The sequence below is a fragment of the Peribacillus sp. NPDC101481 genome, assembly GCF_044767165.1.
Classification (GTDB): domain Bacteria; phylum Bacillota; class Bacilli; order Bacillales; family DSM-1321; genus Peribacillus.
Genome location: NZ_JBIWNJ010000002.1, coordinates 862,783 through 885,433 on the forward strand (window position 1 = coordinate 862,783; position 22,651 = coordinate 885,433).

24 protein-coding genes are annotated in these 22,651 nt (G+C 40.0%); 16 read left to right on the forward strand and 8 right to left on the reverse strand.

Going from position 1 to position 22,651, the window contains the following annotated elements; translation table 11 throughout:
* Positions 1-10: 10 nt before the first annotated feature.
* Positions 11-193: a YlaF family protein gene (locus ACIROD_RS14205; RefSeq protein WP_034314013.1), complete on the reverse strand. Its 183-nt coding sequence runs from the start codon at positions 191-193 to the stop codon at positions 11-13.
* Between the two features lie 124 nt (positions 194-317).
* Between ACIROD_RS14205 and typA the strand changes: the two genes are divergently transcribed.
* Genes typA through ACIROD_RS14220 form a run of 3 tightly spaced genes read left to right on the forward strand, consistent with a single transcriptional unit; the run spans position 318 to position 2,785 of the window.
* A complete protein-coding gene (gene typA, locus ACIROD_RS14210) occupies positions 318-2,165 on the forward strand; it encodes a translational GTPase TypA (RefSeq protein WP_048684521.1) in 1,848 nt (615 codons plus the stop codon).
* A 22-nt stretch (positions 2,166-2,187) separates the two neighbouring features.
* The gene (locus tag ACIROD_RS14215) at positions 2,188-2,496 is read left to right on the forward strand and encodes a YlaH-like family protein (RefSeq protein ID WP_034314008.1); all 309 of its coding nucleotides are present in this window, start codon (positions 2,188-2,190) and stop codon (positions 2,494-2,496) included.
* A 4-nt stretch (positions 2,497-2,500) separates the two neighbouring features.
* Positions 2,501-2,785, forward strand: coding sequence for a hypothetical protein (locus ACIROD_RS14220; RefSeq protein WP_402942939.1), 285 nt, complete (start codon positions 2,501-2,503; stop codon positions 2,783-2,785).
* Between the two features lie 40 nt (positions 2,786-2,825).
* Here ACIROD_RS14220 and ACIROD_RS14225 read toward each other — a convergent pair whose 3' ends face one another.
* The 3 genes from ACIROD_RS14225 to ACIROD_RS14235 form a co-directional block, all read right to left on the reverse strand.
* On the reverse strand, positions 2,826-3,257 hold the full coding sequence (locus ACIROD_RS14225; protein WP_101224548.1) for a hypothetical protein: 432 nt from the start codon (positions 3,255-3,257) through the stop codon (positions 2,826-2,828).
* Entirely contained in the window at positions 3,241-3,441 is a 201-nt protein-coding gene (locus ACIROD_RS14230) for a YlaI family protein (protein WP_072272690.1), read from the reverse strand. Before ACIROD_RS14230 ends, ACIROD_RS14225 begins: the two co-directional genes overlap by 17 nt.
* A 160-nt stretch (positions 3,442-3,601) precedes the next feature.
* The gene (locus ACIROD_RS14235; protein WP_230177577.1) at positions 3,602-4,201 is read right to left on the reverse strand and encodes a YhcN/YlaJ family sporulation lipoprotein; all 600 of its coding nucleotides are present in this window, start codon (positions 4,199-4,201) and stop codon (positions 3,602-3,604) included.
* A gap of 266 nt (positions 4,202-4,467) precedes the next feature.
* On the opposite strand from ACIROD_RS14235, the gene ACIROD_RS14240 reads away from it, so the two are divergent.
* Positions 4,468-5,799, forward strand: coding sequence for a PhoH family protein (locus ACIROD_RS14240; RefSeq protein ID WP_402941695.1), 1,332 nt, complete (start codon positions 4,468-4,470; stop codon positions 5,797-5,799).
* Positions 5,800-5,863: 64 nt separating this feature from the next.
* Here the strand turns inward: ACIROD_RS14240 and ACIROD_RS14245 are convergent, their stop codons facing one another.
* Complete coding sequence (locus ACIROD_RS14245; protein WP_402941697.1) at positions 5,864-6,367, reverse strand: peptidyl-prolyl cis-trans isomerase; 504 nt, start codon at positions 6,365-6,367, stop codon at positions 5,864-5,866.
* Positions 6,368-6,588: 221 nt separating this feature from the next.
* Here ACIROD_RS14245 and ACIROD_RS14250 point away from each other — a divergent pair, with 221 nt between their 5' ends.
* Complete coding sequence (locus ACIROD_RS14250; protein ID WP_034313996.1) at positions 6,589-6,870, forward strand: Fpa/YlaN family protein; 282 nt, start codon at positions 6,589-6,591, stop codon at positions 6,868-6,870.
* Positions 6,871-7,441: 571 nt separating this feature from the next.
* Positions 7,442-10,879 (forward strand): pyruvate carboxylase, encoded by a 3,438-nt coding sequence (gene pyc, locus ACIROD_RS14255; RefSeq protein ID WP_402941699.1) that lies wholly within the window; start codon positions 7,442-7,444, stop codon positions 10,877-10,879.
* 180 nt (positions 10,880-11,059) lie between these two features.
* Here the strand turns inward: pyc and ACIROD_RS14260 are convergent, their stop codons facing one another.
* The gene (locus ACIROD_RS14260) at positions 11,060-12,046 is read right to left on the reverse strand and encodes a COX15/CtaA family protein (protein ID WP_402941701.1); all 987 of its coding nucleotides are present in this window, start codon (positions 12,044-12,046) and stop codon (positions 11,060-11,062) included.
* A gap of 600 nt (positions 12,047-12,646) precedes the next feature.
* On the opposite strand from ACIROD_RS14260, the gene cyoE reads away from it, so the two are divergent.
* From cyoE to ACIROD_RS14295, 7 genes are all read left to right on the forward strand, one after another.
* On the forward strand, positions 12,647-13,585 hold the full coding sequence (cyoE, locus tag ACIROD_RS14265) for a heme o synthase (RefSeq protein WP_402941703.1): 939 nt from the start codon (positions 12,647-12,649) through the stop codon (positions 13,583-13,585).
* Positions 13,586-13,839: 254 nt separating this feature from the next.
* Complete coding sequence (coxB, locus tag ACIROD_RS14270) at positions 13,840-14,922, forward strand: cytochrome c oxidase subunit II (RefSeq protein WP_402941705.1); 1,083 nt, start codon at positions 13,840-13,842, stop codon at positions 14,920-14,922.
* 24 nt (positions 14,923-14,946) lie between these two features.
* Positions 14,947-16,818 (forward strand): cytochrome c oxidase subunit I, encoded by a 1,872-nt coding sequence (gene ctaD / locus ACIROD_RS14275; RefSeq protein WP_402941707.1) that lies wholly within the window; start codon positions 14,947-14,949, stop codon positions 16,816-16,818.
* Positions 16,818-17,447 carry a cytochrome (ubi)quinol oxidase subunit III gene (locus ACIROD_RS14280; protein WP_402941709.1) on the forward strand — a complete coding sequence of 210 codons (630 nt, stop codon included), beginning with the start codon at positions 16,818-16,820 and terminating at the stop codon, positions 17,445-17,447. The genes ctaD and ACIROD_RS14280 overlap by 1 nt, the downstream gene beginning before the upstream one ends.
* A 3-nt stretch (positions 17,448-17,450) precedes the next feature.
* A complete protein-coding gene (gene ctaF, locus ACIROD_RS14285) occupies positions 17,451-17,786 on the forward strand; it encodes a cytochrome c oxidase subunit IVB (RefSeq protein WP_048684534.1) in 336 nt (111 codons plus the stop codon).
* A gap of 141 nt (positions 17,787-17,927) precedes the next feature.
* Positions 17,928-18,839: a cytochrome c oxidase assembly factor CtaG gene (gene ctaG, locus ACIROD_RS14290; protein ID WP_402942942.1), complete on the forward strand. Its 912-nt coding sequence runs from the start codon at positions 17,928-17,930 to the stop codon at positions 18,837-18,839.
* A gap of 206 nt (positions 18,840-19,045) precedes the next feature.
* Positions 19,046-19,507: a DUF420 domain-containing protein gene (locus ACIROD_RS14295; protein WP_057278459.1), complete on the forward strand. Its 462-nt coding sequence runs from the start codon at positions 19,046-19,048 to the stop codon at positions 19,505-19,507.
* 113 nt (positions 19,508-19,620) lie between these two features.
* Here ACIROD_RS14295 and ACIROD_RS14300 read toward each other — a convergent pair whose 3' ends face one another.
* A complete protein-coding gene (locus tag ACIROD_RS14300; RefSeq protein WP_101224559.1) occupies positions 19,621-19,983 on the reverse strand; it encodes a YugN family protein in 363 nt (120 codons plus the stop codon).
* A 346-nt stretch (positions 19,984-20,329) separates the two neighbouring features.
* Between ACIROD_RS14300 and ACIROD_RS14305 the strand changes: the two genes are divergently transcribed.
* The gene (locus ACIROD_RS14305; protein ID WP_402941711.1) at positions 20,330-21,364 is read left to right on the forward strand and encodes a CAP domain-containing protein; all 1,035 of its coding nucleotides are present in this window, start codon (positions 20,330-20,332) and stop codon (positions 21,362-21,364) included.
* A gap of 196 nt (positions 21,365-21,560) precedes the next feature.
* Here the strand turns inward: ACIROD_RS14305 and ACIROD_RS14310 are convergent, their stop codons facing one another.
* Positions 21,561-21,803 (reverse strand): hypothetical protein, encoded by a 243-nt coding sequence (locus ACIROD_RS14310; protein WP_402941713.1) that lies wholly within the window; start codon positions 21,801-21,803, stop codon positions 21,561-21,563.
* 112 nt (positions 21,804-21,915) lie between these two features.
* Here ACIROD_RS14310 and ACIROD_RS14315 point away from each other — a divergent pair, with 112 nt between their 5' ends.
* Positions 21,916-22,347 (forward strand): YlbD family protein, encoded by a 432-nt coding sequence (locus tag ACIROD_RS14315; protein WP_230177569.1) that lies wholly within the window; start codon positions 21,916-21,918, stop codon positions 22,345-22,347.
* A 12-nt stretch (positions 22,348-22,359) separates the two neighbouring features.
* Positions 22,360-22,602: a YlbE-like family protein gene (locus tag ACIROD_RS14320; protein ID WP_101224562.1), complete on the forward strand. Its 243-nt coding sequence runs from the start codon at positions 22,360-22,362 to the stop codon at positions 22,600-22,602.
* Positions 22,603-22,651 lie beyond the last annotated feature (49 nt).

Here is a 22,651-nt window from a genome sequence, read left to right on the forward strand (position 1 = left end):
TTTTTTTATATTATAATTTCCCGGCTTCGCGTAATTTCTTCTTCTGAGTGAAACCGAACCCCATTATTCCGCAAAGAATAACGATTGCAGCCAATATTCCAATCAAGCTTTTTTCAGCAATGAAGATGCCAATGGAGCCAATACTGGATGTTGCCAATACCGCTAATATTAAGAAATTCCATTTAATGTTCATTAATATCACCCCTAATATATCTATTGTACATAATTTCTGTATTTGTTTCTAGTATGTTTGTGATATAATATGTAAGTTAATACTAGTGATACGTTATACACAAACTTTTTTAGGAGTGAATTTTTTGAAATTAAGAGAAAATATTCGTAATATAGCCATCATTGCCCACGTTGACCATGGTAAAACAACGTTAGTGGATCAGTTGCTTAAGCAATCTGGTACTTTCCGTGAAAATGAACATGTGGAAGAACGTGCGATGGATTCTAATGCGATTGAAAAAGAACGCGGAATTACGATTCTTGCGAAAAATACAGCAGTTCAATACCAAGATACAAGGATCAATATTTTGGATACACCTGGTCATGCCGACTTTGGTGGTGAAGTGGAACGGATCATGAAAATGGTTGATGGCGTTCTTCTTGTTGTTGATGCATATGAAGGCTGTATGCCGCAAACTCGCTTCGTGTTGAAAAAAGCATTGGAACAAAAGATCACGCCAATCGTTGTCGTGAACAAAATCGATAAAGATTCTGCTCGTCCAAATGAAGTGGTTGATGAAGTAATTGACTTATTCATCGAGCTAGGAGCTGAAGAAGAACAATTAGACTTCCCAGTTGTCTTCACTTCAGGTATTGCTGGTACTGCAAGCTTGGATTCAGATCCTGCTAAACAAGAAGAAGACATGACCCCACTTTTCGAAACAATCGTTGAAACGATCCCTGCACCAATCGATAACTCAGATGAACCGCTTCAATTCCAAGTGGCTTTACTTGACTATAATGATTATGTAGGACGTATTGGCGTTGGCCGTGTATTCCGCGGTAAAATGCATGTAGGTCAACAAGTTTCATTAATGAAACTTGATGGGAAGGTTAAACAATTCCGTGTAACGAAAATCTTTGGTTATATCGGCTTGAAGAAAGTTGAAATCCAAGAAGCCGTTGCCGGTGATTTGATTGCCGTTTCTGGTATGGAGGATATTAACGTAGGGGAAACAGTTTGTCCGACTGAACACCCTGAAGCTCTACCTATCCTGCGTATTGACGAGCCAACATTACAAATGACTTTCCTTGTAAATAACAGCCCATTCGCAGGCCGTGAAGGTAAATTCGTTACAGCTCGTAAAATTGAAGAGCGTTTGAGAAACCAATTGCAGACTGATGTCAGCTTAAGAGTCGAAAATACTGATTCTCCGGATGTCTGGATTGTTTCAGGTCGTGGGGAGCTTCACCTTTCCATCCTGATCGAAAACATGAGACGTGAAGGTTATGAACTGCAAGTTTCTAAACCGGAAGTTATCGTTCGTTTGATTGATGGTGTCCGTTGTGAGCCGGTTGAACGTGTACAAATCGACGTACCTGAGGAGCACACTGGTTCGATCATGGAATCAATGGGAGCCCGTAAAGGTGAATTATTGGATATGATCAACAGCGGAAGCGGTCAAGTTCGTTTACTGTTCACGATCCCAGCTCGCGGACTTATTGGCTATTCAACTGAGTTCTTAACGATTACACGCGGATATGGTATCATGAACCATTCATTTGACAGCTACCAACCAATGGCCCAAGGTCAAGTCGGCGGAAGACGTCAAGGTGTACTTGTATCCATGGAATCAGGAAAAACTACACAATATGGTATTATGCAAGTAGAAGACCGCGGTGTTATTTTCGTTGAGCCAGGTACGGATATTTACGAAGGCATGATCGTCGGGGAACATAACCGTGATAGCGATTTGACAGTTAATATCGTTAAAGCGAAACAAATGACAAATATGCGTTCAGCAAATAAAGACCAAACTTCTTCCATGAAAAAACCAAGAATCATGTCCCTTGAAGAAGCTCTGGAATATTTGAACGATGACGAGTACTGTGAAGTAACTCCGGATTCAATCCGTCTTCGTAAAAAAATTCTAGATAAAAACGAGCGTGAAAGAGCAGCTAAAAGAAAAAAAGTTGCTGTTGAAGAAAAATAAATAGCAAGAGGAGGAGAAAAGATTGGATATCCAAGAGCGATTATCATTTTTTGCAGCATTGTACAGAGTGGATGAAAATCCTGAAGCAGGAATGTGGTATTTATATTTGACGGTCTTTGGATTATGCATCCTTGTCTATCAGTTAGGTTTTGCCAAAAAGTTACCATTGCTAAAAAATGTGGTCATTTATGTGGTAATGGCACTTGGATGTACCCTTCTTTCTTTCTTTGCGGTGTTTCTTCCTATGGGGGAAGCATTAGTCATCGCTTCGCTTGTTCTGGGGATTTATAGGATCCGTCTTCATAATTCGAGAAAAGAAGAACAGGCTTAAGATGATGAAATCATTACAGGATGCTTTATACAATTGGTTGACGATCAAAGTTGTCTGTGATGCAAGGCCTGATGATACAGCTGCACGCGATACAGAAATGTTTTTCATGCAGATGCTGAAAGACGATCATCAGGTGATAATCGATTCGGTTATAAAGACAGAACCTTTTTATTTCGTCGAGTACCTTTTGGGAGACGAAATGAAAAAGCAACGTTATCCGATTGAATTGATTGATATCATGTTAGACCAAATTCAGTTAGAGCCAGAAAAGTATAAAAATATCGAGTAATGATAAAAAGAACCGTGCGATTTACGCACGGTTCTTTTTTTTATATGGCTTTAGGGAGGAAAAGTCCGTAAAAAAGATGTAAGATTGTCCACAAAAAGAAAGCTGTCAAATCAGATGGAAGGACAACTTCTGTTTTCGACAGCGCCGATAGTGGGAAGTAAAGCATGATGGCGGGAATGATCGTGATAAAAGCAAGTGCGTATTCGTTCCATCTCCTGAAAATTTTCAAAGGATGAAGAATATAAGCGTAAATAAACGTAATGGCAAGTGAAAAAAGGAGATGGAAAAAGAACAATGATGTCTCACTCCAGGAAACAGCTCCAATTAGAGGAAGGAAATCCACATTCAATAAAAGCTTATACACTTGCTTGCCGGAAAACATTTCTACCCACTTCATTATCAATCCAAGCAGAACTCCATTGATGAGACCAATCAGGCAAACTTTATAAAATATTCTACCATTCATCTTCATTTTTGATCGTCCGGTACAGACGGAAATTTCCGGTTGCAATCCGTTCGTTCGTACGCTCTTCTATGCGTTGGTTGCATGTATTGCACATATAGGTATGTATAGGACGGTTTCGAAGTTTCTTTGCTTCTGGGCTATCGTCAGGTATAGATTCAATTTGATCGCATATTACACATTTAACCTTCATATTAGTTGAACCTCACTTCAATTCGAATATGCTTTTAAGTATACCAATATTTTTATGGTAAAACGAGGATAAAGTGAAACTGACATTTGAAAGTTAATGTTACTTGGTGCATGGCGGGTATAGACAAAAAACCCGAAGATTCACTTCGGGTCAGGAAAATTCATTCTTTAAAGTGATTGGATTGATCATTTTGCTCTTTATCGAGTTCTTTTCTTTCCGTTTCATCATCAAGTTTATTTTTTTCATTTTCAATGTTCTTGGACGGCGTTGGGGTTAAAATATCACCAGGAACCTCAGGAATGACTCGACTTGTGATGTCAGCCAGTTCATTTAGTATCCCGGTTACCGGTTTACCGTCTTTAATGTCTCTGGCCACCTCCCTTATCCGCTCATTTATATCCGGGTCAGCGACGATGAGGGCATTTGCACCTTCAGGATCATGTTTTAAAGTTTCTCCAACAGAGTACTTTATCGTTCCGACCTGTGAACGCTCAATATCTTGGTCAATATCTATTCCGACGATGGCATATTTGCCAAGTACGACTGCGGTGGCATCGTTCACCTCCGGAATGGATTTAGCCAAACCGGTGAGTCTTTCCGCTGTTTGCTGGCCGGTATTTCTGTCTGCCTCCTTAATGGTCGTATTATTGACTTTCGTTATATTGTTTTTCGAGTTATTTTCAGACACTTCGTTATTATTATCCATTGTGCAACCTGACATCAACAGAACCGCAGCGAGCGGCAATATGATTTTTCGCAATGTAAAGCCTCCTTAATGCTCTTTTTTTGTTCCAGCCTGTCCATCACTACCAAGTCTGATGCATATAAGTATAAAATGCAGTGAAACATGGTGTTATCAATGTTGGGGATTGCATTCTTTGCTGGAAGTTTTCTTTATAGTCTGTAAATGTTCTTCTATCTTTATGCAAAGGAACATATATTTTATCAACAGTCTCGTCCGCTACATAAATGCTGAGTGTAGTAAATGGTAAGGCATATCCTATAGAGCAGGCAGGAGGCGTCATATTGGGGAAAAAAATCTATGTTTTAGATACGAATGTCCTGTTGCAGGATCCGTATTCGATTTATTCATTCGAAGATAATGAAGTTGTCATTCCAGCAGTCGTATTAGAAGAATTGGATTCGAAAAAAAGGTACATGGATGAAATCGGAAGGAATGCCAGGCAAGTATCGAAATTGATCGATGGCTTTCGGGAAAAAGGGAAGCTTCATCAGAGCATTCCGCTTCATAATGGAGGCAGCATAAGGATTGAACTCAACCACCGTTCATTTCATAAGCTTCAGGAAATTTTTGTGGAGAAAACGAATGATAACAGGATATTGGCAGTCGCGAAAAATTTATCATTGGAAGAAGAGACGAAGGAAGCTGGAAAAACGGTCATTTTGGTTAGTAAAGATACACTCGTCAGGGTCAAGGCTGATGCGATCGGTCTTGAGGCAGAAGACTTTTTAAATGACCGTGTCGTAGAACTGGACCATATTTACGCTGGGCACAAAGAAGTGTTTGTACCGATTGATAATCTGAATAAGTTTTATGAAAAAAGTTTTCTGGCACTGGAAGAACTGACAAAAGATTCATATTATCCAAATCAATTCCTGTTGATGAAGGACACGCTGGGCAGTTCAGCTTCTGCGATAGGGATTGTGGATGAGAATTGCAGGTTCGTTAAGAAATTGATGTATGAAGGGGAACATATTTGGGGAATTAAACCGAGAAATGTCCAGCAGACGATGGCCCTAGATTTGTTGCTCCGTTCGGACATCAAGCTTGTGACGCTCATTGGTAAGGCTGGGACAGGTAAGACTTTATTGGCATTGGCAACAGGATTGATGCAAACTGAAGATTTGTCACAATATAAGAAACTTTTGGTTGCCAGGCCCATTGTTCCGGTTGGTAAAGATATTGGTTATCTGCCAGGGGAAAAAGAAGAAAAATTAAGACCATGGATGCAGCCTATTTTTGATAATCTCGAATTTTTGTTCAATACGAAAAAACCTGGGGAATTGGATGCCATTTTAGCAGGCATGAGTTCGATCGAAGTGGAAGCCCTCACCTATATCAGGGGAAGGAGCATCCCGGATCAGTTCATCATCATCGATGAAGCGCAGAACTTAACGAAACATGAGGTCAAGACCATTTTGACGAGGGTCGGGGAGCGAAGCAAAATTGTGTTAATGGGAGATCCGGAACAAATAGATCATCCGTATTTAGATGAATATAATAATGGTTTGACATATGTGGTGGAAAAATTCAAGACCGAGCGTATTGCAGGCCATGTTAAATTGATAAAAGGGGAAAGATCTGGATTGGCCCAGCTGGCAGCTACGCTTTTATAATGCAATCGGCAAGGGATATCCCTTGCCGATTGCTCTAAAGTTTTTGGCGAGAATGGACTAATTCTTATTTAACAGTGAAAGACCGTACATTTTTTATCGGATCATTGATGTTGGAAGCGTCTCCGAAATAAATTTCCAAAGGACCGCCCTCGGATATTTTAAGCGGCTTTCCTTTCTTGGAAAAGCCCAGGAAAAATTCAAGTGCCGTTTCCAATGGGAATGTAAGCTCCTCATCATCGGTTGTAACGATGACTTCAGTTACCCCATTTTCAGGTTCGGCATTTTTTAAAAAAGGTTCAAAAGGGATGCCGAAAGTCCCTTCCAGCAATCTTTGCTTCTCGAACTTTCGTTCCGTTTTTAATGTGGGTGGCATTATTGCGCCTTCCTGTATTTCTTTTTGCCAATGTTTGGAGGCAGCAATCGTATATTCTTCTAATTCATTGACTTGGACTCTTTCTGCGTGGAAATATGTATTTATTTCAACTTTACGGTCATCAAAAATCCATACTCCGGGATCTAGTGTAATTTGATATTTCACTTTTCCATTTATAAATACGATGGGTTCCAAATATCTCATTCCTTTCTGTTGCTCTTTAATGATTATAATCAATTATAATTGAATTGTCACATCTTCACGATGGTGAACAATTTTCATGGCTGGGTATATTCATTTGAGAGGTGATTGTGTTATCTCAATGGCAAATTGTTTGTCAATGTCCTTGCTTTTTCACAAAACTAAAGGTAGAATTTAAAGATAAGATTTAATCGCTCTGAGCGGGGGGATTTCACATGGCATCTGATATGCTTGTCAATCATCGAGAAAAAGCTTATGCTTTATTAAAAGCAGATGCTGACAAGATTCTAAAACTGATAAAAGTTCAAATGGAAAATCTCACTATGCCTCAATGTCCTTTATATGAAGAGGTCCTTGATACACAAATGTTCGGTCTATCAAGAGAAATTGATTTTGCCGTACGCTTAGGTTTGGTAGAGGAAACCGAGGGTAAATCCCTTTTGGAAACCCTTGAACAGGAATTGTCAGTTTTGCATGAAGCATCATTAAAAAAATAATAGATAAAACATACTAACTCAAACAAATCTCGATGATTGTTTGAGTTTTTTATTTATGTACATAATTAATCAATAGTGTTATACTATATCCAATAGTGACATACTAATTGGTTCTCGGAATCTCAATTTGAGTTTTTTAATTATTTTGAATTTTTATTTTGATATTGGCAATTTATGGTCCTGTTCCTTTGCGGCGGCATTGGAGTCTTGGTGGGAAATCAGATTTAATTCCTTGTTTTTATATACGAATATATGCAATTTTTTATTTTTTTATTGTATTCAGTTAATTTTAGTATTATTGTTATATTAATTGAATGTTAAATTAAATTGATAATATATTATTATAGCTAAATTTTCATTTGTTAATGGTATAGGGCTCTTTTTAAACTTTATCGAATGTAAAAATTGAAAATATAAAATATATCGAAATAATTACATCAGCGATAAAATGAGCTTAATCAGATTGGACTCCTTATTTGGGAAATCAATTCATGAATAAAAAGTGGTGGAAATCTTTCACGCTTTTTTTCTATATATTCAATAAAAATACATATTGATTAGGGTGGTAGCAATGGCGAAACGTATAGAAAAAGTACTTGCGGCAAATCGTGGGGAAATAGCGATAAGGATTTTTCGTGCATGTACGGAATTAGACATTCACACAGTTGCAATCTATTCAAAGGAAGATTATGGTTCTTACCACAGATATAAAGCGGATGAGGCATATTTGGTCGGGGAAGGCAAAAAGCCGATTGATGCATATCTGGATATTGAAGGCATAATTGCGATTGCCAAAATGAGCGGAGTCGATGCGATTCATCCAGGTTATGGTTTTCTTTCAGAAAATATTGAATTTGCGAAACGTTGTGAGGAAGAGGGCATAATCTTCATCGGACCAGAATCAAGACACCTAGATATGTTTGGTGACAAAGTGAAAGCCAGAACACAAGCTGAACTGGCGGATATTCCGGTTATCCCTGGTAGCGATGGACCGGTGACCAGTGTTGAAGAAGTCAAGGAATTTGGTGAACAATATGGTTTTCCAATTATTATAAAAGCCTCTTTAGGCGGCGGCGGACGCGGAATGCGGATTGTCGAAAAAATCGAAGAAGTTGAAGAGGCTTATGATCGCGCAAAATCAGAAGCTAAAGCAGCTTTTGGTAATGATGAAGTCTATGTAGAGAGATTCATACAAAATCCGAAGCATATCGAAGTTCAGATTTTGGCTGATACTCATGGGAATATCGTCCATTTATATGAACGTGACTGTTCCGTTCAGAGACGGCATCAAAAAGTTGTGGAAGTGGCACCTTCCGTTTCCCTTTCCGAAGATTTAAGGGAAAGGATTTGTGAGGCAGCCGTCAAGTTGGCGAAAAATATTGATTATGTGAACGCTGGTACGGTCGAGTTCCTTGTCGCAAATGGCGAATTTTACTTTATTGAAGTCAATCCACGGGTACAGGTTGAGCATACCATTACTGAAATGATTACGGGTATTGACATCGTTCAATCTCAAATCATGGTAGCTGAAGGGCATGAACTCCATGGCAAAAAGATCGGGATTCCCGAACAAGCGGGAATTAAAACTCATGGATATGCGATTCAATCAAGGGTGACGACTGAGGACCCATTGAATAATTTCATGCCCGATACCGGGAAAATGATGGTTTACCGTTCCGGTGGGGGATTCGGTGTTCGTCTGGACGCAGGGAATGGGTTCCAAGGTGCGGTCATCACACCATATTATGATTCCCTTCTCGTTAAACTTTCGACTCATGCGCTTTCATTTGAGCAGGCAGCTTCCAAAATGGTTCGTAACCTTAAGGAATTCAGGATTCGTGGAATTAAAACTAATATCCCCTTCCTTGAAAATGTTGTTAAACATGAAAAATTCATAAATGGGGAATATGATACATCATTCATTGATACAACACCGGAATTATTTAGCTTCCCAATCAGGAAAGACCGTGGGACAAAAATGCTTTCATATATCGGAAATGTGACCGTGAATGGATTCCCGGGAGTCGAGAAAAAGAAAAAGCCGGTTTTTGATCCAGCTCCGATTCCGAATGTTGGTGGTCTGCCGCTTATCTCTGGTACAAAAAATATACTTGAAGAGCAAGGTGCAGAGGGACTGGTCAAATGGATTAAAGAACAGAAAGAGGTATTGATCACCGATACGACTTTCCGTGATGCACATCAATCTTTACTGGCGACGAGAATCAGGTCGAAAGATATCCTTGATATCGCTGAGCCTACAGCAAAACTCCTTCCTGATTTATTTTCAATGGAAATGTGGGGCGGGGCAACTTTTGATGTCGCATATCGCTTCTTGAAAGAAGATCCATGGGACAGGCTGTTAAGTTTCAGGAAAAAAGCTCCGAATGTCCTTTTGCAAATGCTATTAAGGGCTTCAAATGCGGTTGGTTACAAAAATTACCCTGATAATGTCATTCGTGAATTCGTAGAGAAATCAGCGGATGCAGGCATTGACGTTTTCCGTATCTTCGATAGTTTAAACTGGGTTAAAGGAATGGAATTGGCTATTGATGCAGTTCGTCAATCAGGCAAAATTGCGGAAGCTGCCATTTGTTATACAGGGGATTTGAATGACCCATCACGGAGCAAGTATAATATCCAATACTATAAAAATATGGCGGTGGAATTAGAACAAGCCGGTGCCCATATTTTAGCGATCAAGGATATGGCCGGCCTCTTGAAACCTGAAGCTGCTTACCGCCTTGTATCGGAATTGAAAGAATCGACATCCCTTCCGATCCATCTGCATACTCATGATACAAGCGGAAATGGAATTTACATGTATTCTAAAGCGATCGAAGCTGGTGTGGATATCGTTGATACGGCGATAGGTTCTTTGGCTGGACTGACTTCGCAGCCAAGTGTACAAACGCTTCATTATGCATTGGAGGGGTCAAGCAGACAGCCTAAATTGGAAGTCGATTCTCTAGAGCGTTTAGGAGAATACTGGGGAGAGGTCAGGAAATTCTATCATGACTTCGAAAGCGGCATGAATGCACCTCATACCGAGGTTTACAAACACGAGATGCCAGGCGGTCAATATAGTAATCTGCAGCAGCAAGCCAAAGCAGTGGGGCTGGGAGACCGCTGGCATGAAGTGAAAGAGATGTACCAGCGCGTCAATGTAATGTTCGGCGATATCGTTAAAGTAACTCCTTCATCCAAAGTTGTTGGGGATATGGCTTTATTCATGGTACAAAATAACCTGTCTGAAGAAGATGTTCTGACAAAAGGAAATTCCATCGATTTCCCTGATTCAGTCATAGAGTTATTCGAAGGCTATCTAGGTCAGCCAGTTGGGGGATTCCCTAAAGAGCTTCAGGAAGTTATCCTGAAAGGGAAGAAACCTATAACAGTAAGACCGGGTGAATTATTGGAAGAAGTGGACTTTGCAGCACTTAAAGAAGAATTATTCAAGGAATTGGGACGGGCAGTCACTGATTTCGATGTGCTTGCATATGCCCTATATCCAAAAGTATTCCTGGATTACAATAAAACGATTGAGCTGTTTGGAGATGTTTCCAACCTCGATACCGCTACTTTCTTATATGGCTTGAGGCTAGGGGAAGAAATCGAAGTTGAAATTGAAAAGGGTAAAACGCTCATCGTAAAATTGGTTTCAATCGGTCAGCCATTGGCTGATGGAACAAGGGTCGTTTATTTTGAGTTGAATGGTCAATCACGTGAAGTGATCATCAAGGATGAAAACATTAAATCTTCCGTTGTATCAAAAATGAAAGCAGACCCAAAAAATAAAGAACAACTCGGTGCGACAATGCCAGGTACGGTTATTCGCGTAGTGGTCGAGAAAGGCGATCAAGTCAAGCAGGGTGATCACCTAATCATTACGGAAGCGATGAAAATGGAAACTACCGTGCAAGCACCATTCTCCGGGACCATTAAAGATATTTATGTTAAAGATGGAGAAGCGATCAGTACTGGAGACTTATTGATTGAAATAACTAAGTAATCTAGCTGACTGTGACCTTGTAATGATTTGGGGTATATGGGGTATGCTTGAGAATTCAAGCTGCTCTGTACCCTCTTTTTAGGCAATGTACGGGCATCTTGAGACAAAACAAAAACCACCATTCCCGGGAATGGTGGTTTTTGTTTTGTCTTTTTGAATTATTGATTGAACAATCAGACATTAACGGGCGGGTACCGTTGGTGTTATATCCTGTTCATCCTGTCCTTTGACTGCGTGCGTGGAGTTCCCTTTTTGCTGAGCTAGGGCATTTTTTTTACTTCTTGATGTCAATAGCATCAAATAGCTCATTACACCAAAAAAGCAGGCAATGAACAATGCGTGTGTCAATGCGATATATAAGTTTTGCCTTGAGAAAATGATAAAGGCTCCAGCGGTGACCTGTAAAAATACGAGAATGAATGCAGCAATCCAACCGCCATATAAAACTTTTTGATTTTTGTAATGTTTTTTGGCGATATAAGCCACATATGATACCCAAATGAAAATAGCGCCTGCCATTGCACGGTGCCCCATTTGAATCCATTCATAAAGGTTGGAGGGGAATGCAGCGCTGTCATTTACACATAAAGGCCAATCCTTACAGATAAGACTGGATTCTGTATGCCTTACAAGAGCACCCGTATAGACGACTGCCAGACAAAAAATCAATACGCCAATAATATGGAATTTCATACGTTTGTCAACTATAAGTTTTTCGGCTTCGAACTTCTTGTCTACTTCAAAAATCAACAATGTCAGTAAAAAGACGGATGCAAAGGAAATGAGCGATATGCCAAAATGAAGGGCAAGGACGAAATCGGATTGTGACCAAATGACGGCAGCGGCTCCAATCAACCCTTGCAGTAACAGAAAACCAAAAGAAAGGACGGATAAGAAACGCGCTTCACGGATATGGCCGATTTTTTTCCAAGACATATAAGATAAAATTAAAACCAAGAATCCTCCAGCACCTGAAACGAGCCGATGGGAAAGCTCAATGACCAATTCAATCGTGATTTTGTCCGGGATCAATTGGCCATTGCACAATGGCCAGGACCTGCCGCAACCCATGCCGGAATCCGTCTTCGTGACTAAAGCTCCACCAAGTAAGATGAAAAGCATTACAATCGTTGTTAAAACAGCAAACCATTTAAGAGACGATTTCACTAGTAGTCCCACCTTTTTCTCTGTAGCAAATAGGATTGTTCTTAAAATTAATAATAGCATAAGGTTTTTCATAATATTTGTCGAACTTCCTCGATATTACACAAAATAGAATGATTTTACAAGTTCAGTTTATATTATAGCTATTAATTAAAATGCCTGTAATAGTTGAAAGTTGCAAAAGACTTTGATAGAAATAAAGGGAGTGTAAACCTTCAAGTAGGAGCAAAATAGGGATAGAGCCTAGGGGATGATGATAACAGCATACTATTCATGTTCTTGATGAACATCTAATTAACAGCAGTAAATTATTGAGACACAAATTGGTCAAAAATTATCCGAAAAATTTTCACAAAAGCTTCCAAAAATGTGTTTTAATATATTGAAGAAATGATTTTACTAAATTTTACTGTTATTAAGCATGATATTAAGAATGATAGCTCTCGATGGATTCCATTGACAACGGTCATTGGTAAATAATTTACTTTTTGTTTACGCTTCCTTGGTTACAAATATCGAAAAGTATGAAATAATGTTCTATAGCATATGTAAGTATTTTTTTGCATTTGCGTCTGTGCTGAATGATTTAAAGGAGGAAAACAAATGTCAGAAACAAGGGGTTTGTCAGAAGCTGTCATGGAGGACAGTAAAGCCGCCCTTCAATCGGATATACCTGAAACAACAGCTTGGAAGGATTTTCTCGCACTTATAAAAGTGGGGATTGTCAATTCAAATATAATTACAGCTTTTACCGGCGTGTGGTTAGCTCTTCATTTTTCGGGGCTTAGCTTCTTAAACAATCTAGATGTAGTGTTTTATACACTTGCAGGTTCGGCGCTCATTATGGCTGGATCTTGCAGTTTCAATAATTATTATGACCGAGATATCGATCATTTAATGGAAAGAACGAAAAACCGTCCAACGGTAACTGGAAAAGTACAGCCTTCAAAGGTATTGGCGTTAAGTTTCGGCTTAATTGCTGCAGGGCTGATTTTACTTGCATTGACTAATATGACAACTGCCATACTAGGTGCATTCGGCGTCTTCGCCTATGTTGTTTTATATACCATGGTTTTCAAGCGTAGATTTGTATCGAATACGATTATAGGCAGTATATCCGGAGCCGTGCCTCCACTTATCGGGTGGGCTGCAGTCGACCCGGGCCTTGATAAGGTCGCCTGGGTCCTGTTCGCGATCATGTTCTTGTGGCAGCCGCCTCATTTTTATGCACTAGCAATGAGGCGTGTCGAAGAATATCGTGCAGCCGGGGTACCTATGCTTCCGGTCGTAAAAGGCTTCAAGGCCGCAAAAAGGTCGATCATGCTATGGATCGTCTGTTTAATGTTCGTTCCTTTCTTTTTAACTCCATTAGGAACTCCGCTAGTTATTCTTGCTGCATTATTGAGCACGGGGTGGCTTATTTTGGGAATTAAGGGGTATAAAAAGAAAGATGATGTTAAATGGGCAACATCCATGTTTGTATATTCTTTAAATTATATGACCATTTTATTTGTAGCGATGGTTATTGTCACTCTCATCTAGTTTTGGTTAAAATAAGCTGGCGGCCTGTTCTTATACAGGCTCCAGCTTACTGATATATATTGCACTGACCGCCACTCATACATATTAACGGAACCAACGGGGTCATACATAAGAGCGGTTACATGGATCATCTTAATAATTCCTTAGTCTAGGGATTCTTTCTTTTTTAGAAATTGACATAGAGAGAATATTCGCAATTGCGCCCATTTTTATTTTTGTGAGAAAATTTTGACGAAAGAGGGGTTTCTGAAGCTATGAAAAAAAGGCTGCACAAATGGCGCCTAATTGCTCTGCTGGGTATTGTAGGACTTGTCCTTTCGGGCTGCGGCGAACCATTTCTATCCGCACTGAAGCCAGCTGGCGATGTTGCGCAATCTCAGTATGACTTACTGATATTGAGTACACTAATCATGGTACTGGTTATTATTGTTGTGATTATTTTGTTCGTTGTAGTTTTACTACGCTTCCGTCGGAAGGAAGGCGACGAAACAATACCGAAACAAATTGAAGGAAGTCATAAACTCGAAATTATCTGGACTGTTATTCCTATCCTTCTTTTAATTGTTCTGGCTGTTCCAACCGTCGTCACGACTTTCGACTTAGCCGACACAAAGGCAATGGATAAGAAAGATAAGGATGGAAAAACGAAGGATGCACTTGTCGTGAATGTCAGGGCGAATCTTTATTGGTGGGAGTTTGAATATCCGGACCTTGGCGTTGTAACTAGTCAGGATTTGGTTGTGCCAACCGATCAAAAAGTGTACTTCAATCTAACTGCTTCAGATGTTAAGCATTCATTCTGGGTACCGTCTGTCGGAGGAAAGATGGATACCAATACAGAAGGGGTCAACCAGTTTTTCTTAGAATTCGATAGTAAAAAGGCGGAAGATTCGAACAACTTGTTTTACGGAAAATGTGCTGAACTTTGCGGTCCTTCACATGCTTTGATGGATTTTAAGGTCGTACCGAAGTCCAAAAGCGATTTTGAAGCTTGGACTAAAGATATGAAAGCCGCGAAGGAACCTGTCGTTGAAGGTGATCTAGCCAAACAGGGTGAAGATGTCTTTAATCAAAGTTGTATAGGCTGCCATGCGGTGACACCAAATGACAGCAGGCCTGAAGCTGCTCGTCAGGCTCCGAACCTTGCTACATTCGGTGAACGTCAAAAAGTGGCTGGCGTATTGGATCATACGGAAGAGAATGTGAAAAAATGGATCAAGGATCCTGAGAAGTATAAACCGGGCAACACGATGACCGGTACTTACGGCGAACTTTCGGATTCAGATATTAATGCACTGGCAGCTTATTTATTAGAGCTTAAGGTGGAAGACAAATAGAGCATTGATTAAGGAGGTTAAATCGTGAGTACGTACGCTAATAAAAAAGGATTTGGCGCTACGCTTTGGGATTATCTTACGACGGTAGACCATAAGAAAATCGCCATTTTATATCTTATCTCTGGCGGGTTATTCTTTGTAATCGGCGGTTTGGAAGCGATGTTTATCCGTATCCAGCTTGCAATCCCAAATAATGACTTCGTAAGTGCCGGATTTTATAATGAAATATTGACCATGCACGGTACGACAATGATATTTCTGGCGGCCATGCCATTGGTATTTGCTGTTATGAATGCGGTTGTACCCTTACAGATAGGGGCTCGTGATGTTGCGTTCCCATTTTTGAACTCATTAGGTTTTTGGTTGTTTTTCTTTGGAGGAGTCTTTCTGAATCTTTCATGGTTTTTAGGGGGGGCTCCAGATGCAGGCTGGACATCGTATGCATCACTTTCCCTGCACTCCGAAGGCCATGGCATTGATTTTTACGTCCTCGGACTACAAATTTCAGGTTTTGGAACACTAATTGCAGGGATCAATTTCCTTGTAACCATTATTAATATGCGTACGCCTGGTATGACATATATGCGTATGCCGCTGTTTACCTGGTCAACTTTCGTTGTTTCTGCATTGATATTATTCGCTTTTCCTCCGCTTACCGTGGGATTGGTGTTAATGATGTTCGATCGGATGTTTGGAGCGAATTTCTTTGATGTAGCAGCAGGCGGGAATACGATCATTTGGGAGCATTTATTCTGGATATTCGGTCACCCGGAAGTTTATATCCTGATTCTTCCGGCGTTCGGTATTTTTTCCGAAATTTTCGCTACATTCTCCAGAAAAAGATTGTTTGGTTATTCATCGATGGTATTTGCAACCGTTTTAATCGGTTTCTTAGGTTTCATGGTTTGGGCGCATCATATGTTTACCACTGGTCTAGGTCCGATCGCAAATGCAATCTTTGCCGTGGCGACCATGGCTATCGCCGTACCGACGGGTATTAAGATATTCAACTGGATTTTTACGATGTGGGGAGGAAGCGTCAAGTTCACGGTTCCGATGCTTTATGCAGTTGCCTTTATTCCTACATTTACAATGGGTGGCGTGACAGGTATCATGCTCGCATCTGCACCTGCTGATTATCAATACCATGACAGTTATTTCGTTGTTGCTCATTTCCACTATGTAATCGTCGGTGGGGTTGTATTAGGTTTACTGGCTGGAATCAATTTCTATTGGCCGAAGATGTTTGGAACGATGTTAAGCGAAAAATTGGGGCAAATCACATTTTGGACGTTCTTGATTGGTTTCCATTTAACATTCTTCATTCAACATTTCTTAGGTTTGATGGGGATGCCTCGCCGCGTATTTACATTCTTGGACGATCAAGGGTTCAATACAGGTAATATGATTAGTACTGTTGGAGCCTTTTTGATGGCATTTGGAGTCTTGGTTATGGTCATCAATATCATCATTACATCTGTGAAGAATGAAAAAGTCGGCAATGATCCTTGGGGAGATGGCCGTACACTGGAATGGGCCATTCCATCACCACCGCCGTTTTATAATTTTAAACAACTGCCGCTTGTCCGCGGATTAGATCCTTACTGGGTTGAAAAAATGGAAGGGAAAAAGGAAATGACTCCTGCAGAACCACTTGGGGATATCCATATGCCCAATTCATCCATTCTTCCTTTAACGATTGCATCCGGTTTATTTATCGCCGCATTCGGTGCTTTATACCATATGGATGATAAGACATGGACCCTGCCTATAATGATTGTTGGACTTTTGGTAACATTTGGTTCAATGTTTATCCGTTCCGTTAAGGACGATCATGGATACCATATTCATAAAGAAGACCTTATGGACGATAAAGACAAGGGAGGTAAGGCATAATGCAAGCAGATGAAAGATTCACGGATGCTACTTGGCCTGCTTCTCCCGAGAAAGCGACTTTAGAAGGTAAAAATAAGTATTTGGGATTCTGGTTGTTTCTTGGTGGAGAGACGGTATTATTCGCCTCACTATTTGCAACTTACCTAGCATTGAAGGATAAAGTTCCAAATGGTGATGCAGCCCTAGCTAAAGATTTATTCGAATTACCGCTTACTTTTGTTGCAACCATGCTGTTATTGACCAGTTCATTGACTAGTGTGTATGCGATGTACCATATGAAAAATAACCATTTCAAACAAATGCAGGCTTGGCTTGTGATTACGGTTGCACTTGGATTTGGTTTTCTTGGACTCGAGATTTATGAATTTAATCACTATGTTCATGAATTCCATCATACATTTACGAGCAGTGCCTTCGGCTCCGCGTTTTATACGTTAGTTGGTTTTCACGGAGGACACGTTGCTTTCGGTTTGGTTTGGATCATATGTCTTATGGTGCGTAATGCAGGAAGGGGCTTGAATTTGTATAACGCTCCTAAATTTTTTGTTGCAAGTCTTTATTGGCATTTCATTGACGTAGTCTGGGTGTTTATCTTTACTGTCGTATACTTAATGGGAATGGTGGGATAACTGATGGCGAATGAACAATCAAATTCAGCGAACCCGAATGTCGATTTAAAATATCGCCGTAAGAAAAATGCTGAAGAGATGAAACACCAAGTGATATCATTTACACTTATGATTTTCTTTACATTACTTGCTTTTGCTGCTGTAGGAATCGAGGGTTTTTCACATTGGTTCATTAAACCAGTCATTTTGCTGCTGGCAGTTGTACAAGTGATTTTCCAATTGTATTATTTCATGCACATGAAACATAAAGGGCATGGCACCATTGCATTGTTCTTATTTTCGGGCCTTGCAGTCGGTTTGATAACTGTCCTTGTGTTCACAACGATTGTTTGGCTATAAACCATAAAGGAAATCGGCTATTGAATGATAGCCGGTTTTCTTTATGTGTTGATTAGCTAGAAAAAGAATCCAAGTTTATCTATATTTGTTACCATGTTTCATTTTAGGTATAATGAAAGTAAGAAAAAGTTTATGAACGAGGTGATTTTTTTGTCTATTGATATTTTCGGATTTCGCGCTTTGTGGAGTCCTTATTATTTTGCCGTCCTCGTACTTATAACCGTTGGCTATTTTTGGCTGGTAACAAAAAAAGGGGAGAAGTTTTCGGGCAGTTCAGTGCTATCCGTTAAACAGGCAACTTATTTTTTGATAGCCATGTTCCTTCTATATGCAGTAAAAGGATCACCACTGGATTTATTGAGCCATATCATGTTCAGTGCCCACATGTTTCAAATGGCACTGCTCTATCTCGTGATTCCGCCTTTATTTATCATAGCGATTCCAGATTGGCTTATGAGAACTTTCATAAACTCAAGGGGAGTGAAGCCGTTATTTCAATTTTTCACTAGACCTCTTGTCGCCCTTTTACTGTTTAATGTTCTTTTCTCGTTGTACCATATCCCGTTAGTGTTCGACTTTATCAAAACGGGGATGTGGTTTCATGCCGGATACACGGTCCTTTTATTTACCACTGCCGTTTTGATGTGGTTCCCGCTTGTCAATCAACTTCCGGAACGTGAAAGTCTGTCAGGTGTGAAAAAAGTAGCTTATATTTTCGGCAGTGGCATTCTAATGACCCCTGCTTGCGCTTTGATCATTTTTGCTAATGATCCGATGTATGATACATTTACCAATGCGGAATCTTGGGCGAGTGCCATGGAACTTTGCGTTCCGGCTTCAGCACTGTCAGGCTTAACGCTCAGTGGCCCGGAAATGTTCAATGGACTGCCATTGCTTGAGGATCAACAGCTTGGCGGGGTTCTGATGAAGGTGATCCAAGAAATCGTTTTAGGCTATGTATTAGGTGTCATTTTCTTTGCTTGGTTCAAAAAGGAGAATGGCGGCCAAAATGATATCGATCCGATACCTTCGGATTTTCAGACTGTAGAATAATTGTACGATAAAAGACTTGTCTTGGGACGGACAAGTCTTTTATCTGCCTTGCCTGTTTTTTGATTTAAAGAAAATAGCCAGTGATTCGACTTGGCTATTCTATAAAAGTGAGCATTCTGTTAATAATCCTTGATTTTATTGAATTTTATGATTGCCTCTTATAAAATGGTAGTTGATTAATAAATATAGAGAGGACTACAATACATATGTCTTTACCAATCCTTCCAACGATAAGTACAGCTTTCATTGTATTAAGTGCAATCACTGTTGCAATAGGCTGGTATCAAATTAAACAACGCAAAATCGAGACCCATAAAAAAACCATGATGGCGGCTGCGGTTTTTGCGGTAATCTTTTTCACTATATATCTTTCCCGGACGGTCTTCATTGGCAGTACGTCATTTGGCGGACCTGATGACATTAAAATTTATTATACAATTTTTTTGATCTTCCATATAACGCTTGCGACAACTGGAGCAGTTTTGGGAATCATCATGCTTACCACTGGTTTTAAAGGTAAATTCGCCATTCATAAAAAAATCGGACCTGCTACAAGCATCATTTGGTTTTTCACTGGGATTACTGGTGTAGCTGTTTACATCCTGCTTTATGTCATTTATCATGGCGGCGAAACAACATCTTTAATAAAGGCGATCCTGGGATTTTAAAATAACGAAAAAGCCTGGTGCAAAAAAGCATCAGGCTTTTGTAATGGATACGAAAAAAAGAGAGCATCACACATGATCCTCTCTCTTTTTACCTCACTTTTAACTTACGGCTTTTACAGGCCGTTGAATTGTGTAAGTTCTTCTTTGATTTGAGAGAGGATTTTTTCACTTTGTTTAACTAGTGATGCAGGGAAATCCTCTCCTTCACCATATTCAACTCCGTGTGGATAATAGTGTTTTCCTAATAGAGGGACCATAAGTTTAATGACGGCCCTGTGAGAGCCTACATCGCCCTCTGTAGCATAGCCAAGTATTCTCAGGTAAAACGTGCCTTCTTTTAATTCGAACTTACGATCGTAACTGACTCTTTCGTAATCCCATTGTTCTGCACGTATTAAACCATATTGCGGCATTAGGTCATCTAATCGGTTTAAGTCGGCTGTGATGTTTTCGATTCCAAAGCTTTCAAATTTCACGAGTAGTACCTCCTATGTTTACTATTGGGAATTAAAATGACATACCGGGAAAATATTATGTACATGAATATATTAAAAATCTCCAAGTATGTTTATAATATACCATTTTATCCTATATTTTATAATAGTACGAAATGGTGGAAGTTGCAATGAACTCAACCATGGTATTTCAATCATTCACAAAAGTTCCATTTTAAAAATAAATTTAATGAAGGGGCAGTCTATCGTAAATTAGAAAATTATGATTGAACAGTGATATAATCAGGAAAGAAAGGTTTTTTGCATTGGATACATAAATTAGATAGAGAGAGGGAGTGTTCCTCTGCGCAATTTAGGTAAGGTGTTGGTGTTGATCGTTATTTTTTTCGTAATCGGTATTTATCTTAATATCGGCGATGAAGATGAAGGGAACCCTCTTATTGATGGAAACAAAGGTGTTAACCCCAATGGACATATAAATGAAAAAAGCCCTACCTCTGAAAAGGATGGGGTTACTAAAGTGACAGAAGGTCTGGCAGTAACAATCGGGAAAAATGCAAAAGAGATAGAAAAGGAATACGGTAAGCCAGATCGAATTGATATGTCCGCATATGGATATGAATGGTGGGTATATAAAAAGAATTATAATAATTATTTTCAATTAGCCGTTGAAAATGAAAAAGTGGTATCTGCTTATGGGATCGGTGATGAGGTCAATGTCGCTCCTTTTAAAATTGGACAATCGATTGATGCCATCTATTCCAGCTTATATGTGGAACCTACTGTTGATATTGAAGTGGGTGACAGTTCCTATCGTTTCGAATTGTCGGAGGAAGACATGAACATGAGACCGTTGATTGATTTAGGGAATATCAATGTTCAGCTTTATTTGGATAAATTCACAGGGACTGTTTCAAGCATCCGATTTTTGAATGATTCGGCCCTATTGAAACAACAGCCGTATGAGTTGACCTATCATGGTGAACTTGTGACAATTAAGGATCTTTCTGAGGAAGACATGGCGAAAGTGGAAGATGGCAATGAGCAGCAAATATTCGATATTACGAATATAATGCGCAGCCGGTTTGATTTGGAGCCTTTAGAATGGGATGCTCCAACAGCAAGGGTTGCCTACCTTCATAGCCGTGAAATGACGGACACACCTGAAGGAACCCATGTTTCTGAAACAAATGGGGATTTGGAAAAGCGTCTCGATGCAGGTCATGTAAAATACAGGGCAGCAGGTGAAAATATAGCGGCTAATTATGTGGACGCAGCTGCAGTCATGGAAGGCTGGCTAAATAGCAAAGGTCATCGGGATGCGATGCTGAACGAGGAATTTACAGGTCTGGGCGTCGGGGTATATAAAAAGTATTACACTCAGAATTTCATAAAGAGATAAAAAAAACGGATCCGATTTGGGTCCGTTTTCTTGTTCTGGATATAGCGCAAAGTTCCCCATCCATCCTCGAGCTGGGCCTTCCCCTCTATGATAATATGTTTGCCTACGTCAATTTGTATTTGCACGCAAACGGCAATGGCAGGTATTACGTAACGAACTTGGATATCCGCAGTAACGGAAGGTGGCCATCATGCCTTCATGAGTCATGTTCAATCAAGAGGTGTGTCAGGCATGGACACATCGTGAGTGTCGTCCCCTGTTCGCTTACATCCTTATTTAATTGCAGCGGGATTGAAAAATAAGAGCGGTTCCCTTGCTCTACTTTGGCTTTTAACCCTGAAACAATTCCCGATGGATCAGATAACTCTATTTCATCTGCAGTTTCAGCTAGGTTCTGGATGTCATTGATTAAGTCACATTCAGGCGCATGAAAATACATCCTTTTTTGCTTTGGAACACATCCAATTGGATTTAAAATGGAATGTGATGCACTTTTTATTTACCTTTAGCATATGGTGCAATAGGCGATGTCTAAGTGTGAGGTGAGAGTAATGGCAAAAAGAAAACGGCCCTCCGTGGATCGATTTCGGGAGTTTGTAAAGGAGCATCCTCATTTAGTGAATGAAGTGAGAAGCAAACAAGCAACATGGCAGGAACTTTTTGAAGAGTGGTATTTACTCGGGGATGATCATCCACGCTGGCAGGCTGAAGGCAGTGTGGGTGAGACCAAAGTGAATACAGAATCCCCATCACCGCCGGACGAAAAGGGGGACCAAAGCACTGAGTTGATCGGTTCGTTAATGAGTGCAGTTAAAAATATGGATATGGGGCAGATTCAACAATATATTACGAATGCCAATCAGGCCATCGGTGCAATCCAAGGAGTGCTATCTGCTTTCCAAGGGAATAAATCAGGTGATACAAGTCCTCCCCCAAAAGAAAAAGAGCAGAGAGCTAACCCTTTTTTATTCACAAAAGATTAAGGAGGGTTTTTCATGCGTCAGAATATATATGAATTCATCCAAACAAACGAAGATATGCGAAATTACTTGAGGGTTCAGCCTGGATGGTACAGAAGGTTAATGCGTAATCCCCATGAAGTGGATGTGTTTGAAACCGAGGCGAAATATTATTTTGAAAAGTCGATTCCGCATCGGGTCTCTAAATTTTCGGAAAGCGTTCAGGTCGCCTCCATGATGCTTCATATGTTTCAAGCGATGAATGTTTCAGGTGAATGAAGAAAAAAAGAGTAAATTACTCCTTTTGGCGAACAATAAAGGCAAAAGG

What these genes read in the sequence shown, in the direction of transcription:
- ACIROD_RS14310 (WP_402941713.1), bottom strand. Translation starts at nt 21,803, where the DNA reads ATGTATTTTCATGCGCCTGAATGTGACTTAATCAATGACATCCAGAAC.
- cyoE (WP_402941703.1), top strand. Translation starts at nt 12,647, where the DNA reads ATGTCAGAAACAAGGGGTTTGTCAGAAGCTGTCATGGAGGACAGTAAA.
- pyc (WP_402941699.1), top strand. Translation starts at nt 7,442, where the DNA reads ATGGCGAAACGTATAGAAAAAGTACTTGCGGCAAATCGTGGGGAAATA.
- ACIROD_RS14280 (WP_402941709.1), top strand. Translation starts at nt 16,818, where the DNA reads ATGCAAGCAGATGAAAGATTCACGGATGCTACTTGGCCTGCTTCTCCC.
- ACIROD_RS14220 (WP_402942939.1), top strand. Translation starts at nt 2,501, where the DNA reads ATGAAATCATTACAGGATGCTTTATACAATTGGTTGACGATCAAAGTT.
- ACIROD_RS14230 (WP_072272690.1), bottom strand. Translation starts at nt 3,441, where the DNA reads ATGAAGGTTAAATGTGTAATATGCGATCAAATTGAATCTATACCTGAC.
- ACIROD_RS14205 (WP_034314013.1), bottom strand. Translation starts at nt 193, where the DNA reads ATGAACATTAAATGGAATTTCTTAATATTAGCGGTATTGGCAACATCC.
- ACIROD_RS14295 (WP_057278459.1), top strand. Translation starts at nt 19,046, where the DNA reads ATGTCTTTACCAATCCTTCCAACGATAAGTACAGCTTTCATTGTATTA.
- ACIROD_RS14225 (WP_101224548.1), bottom strand. Translation starts at nt 3,257, where the DNA reads ATGAAGATGAATGGTAGAATATTTTATAAAGTTTGCCTGATTGGTCTC.
- coxB (WP_402941705.1), top strand. Translation starts at nt 13,840, where the DNA reads ATGAAAAAAAGGCTGCACAAATGGCGCCTAATTGCTCTGCTGGGTATT.
- ACIROD_RS14315 (WP_230177569.1), top strand. Translation starts at nt 21,916, where the DNA reads ATGGCAAAAAGAAAACGGCCCTCCGTGGATCGATTTCGGGAGTTTGTA.
- ctaF (WP_048684534.1), top strand. Translation starts at nt 17,451, where the DNA reads ATGGCGAATGAACAATCAAATTCAGCGAACCCGAATGTCGATTTAAAA.
- ACIROD_RS14320 (WP_101224562.1), top strand. Translation starts at nt 22,360, where the DNA reads ATGCGTCAGAATATATATGAATTCATCCAAACAAACGAAGATATGCGA.
- ACIROD_RS14250 (WP_034313996.1), top strand. Translation starts at nt 6,589, where the DNA reads ATGGCATCTGATATGCTTGTCAATCATCGAGAAAAAGCTTATGCTTTA.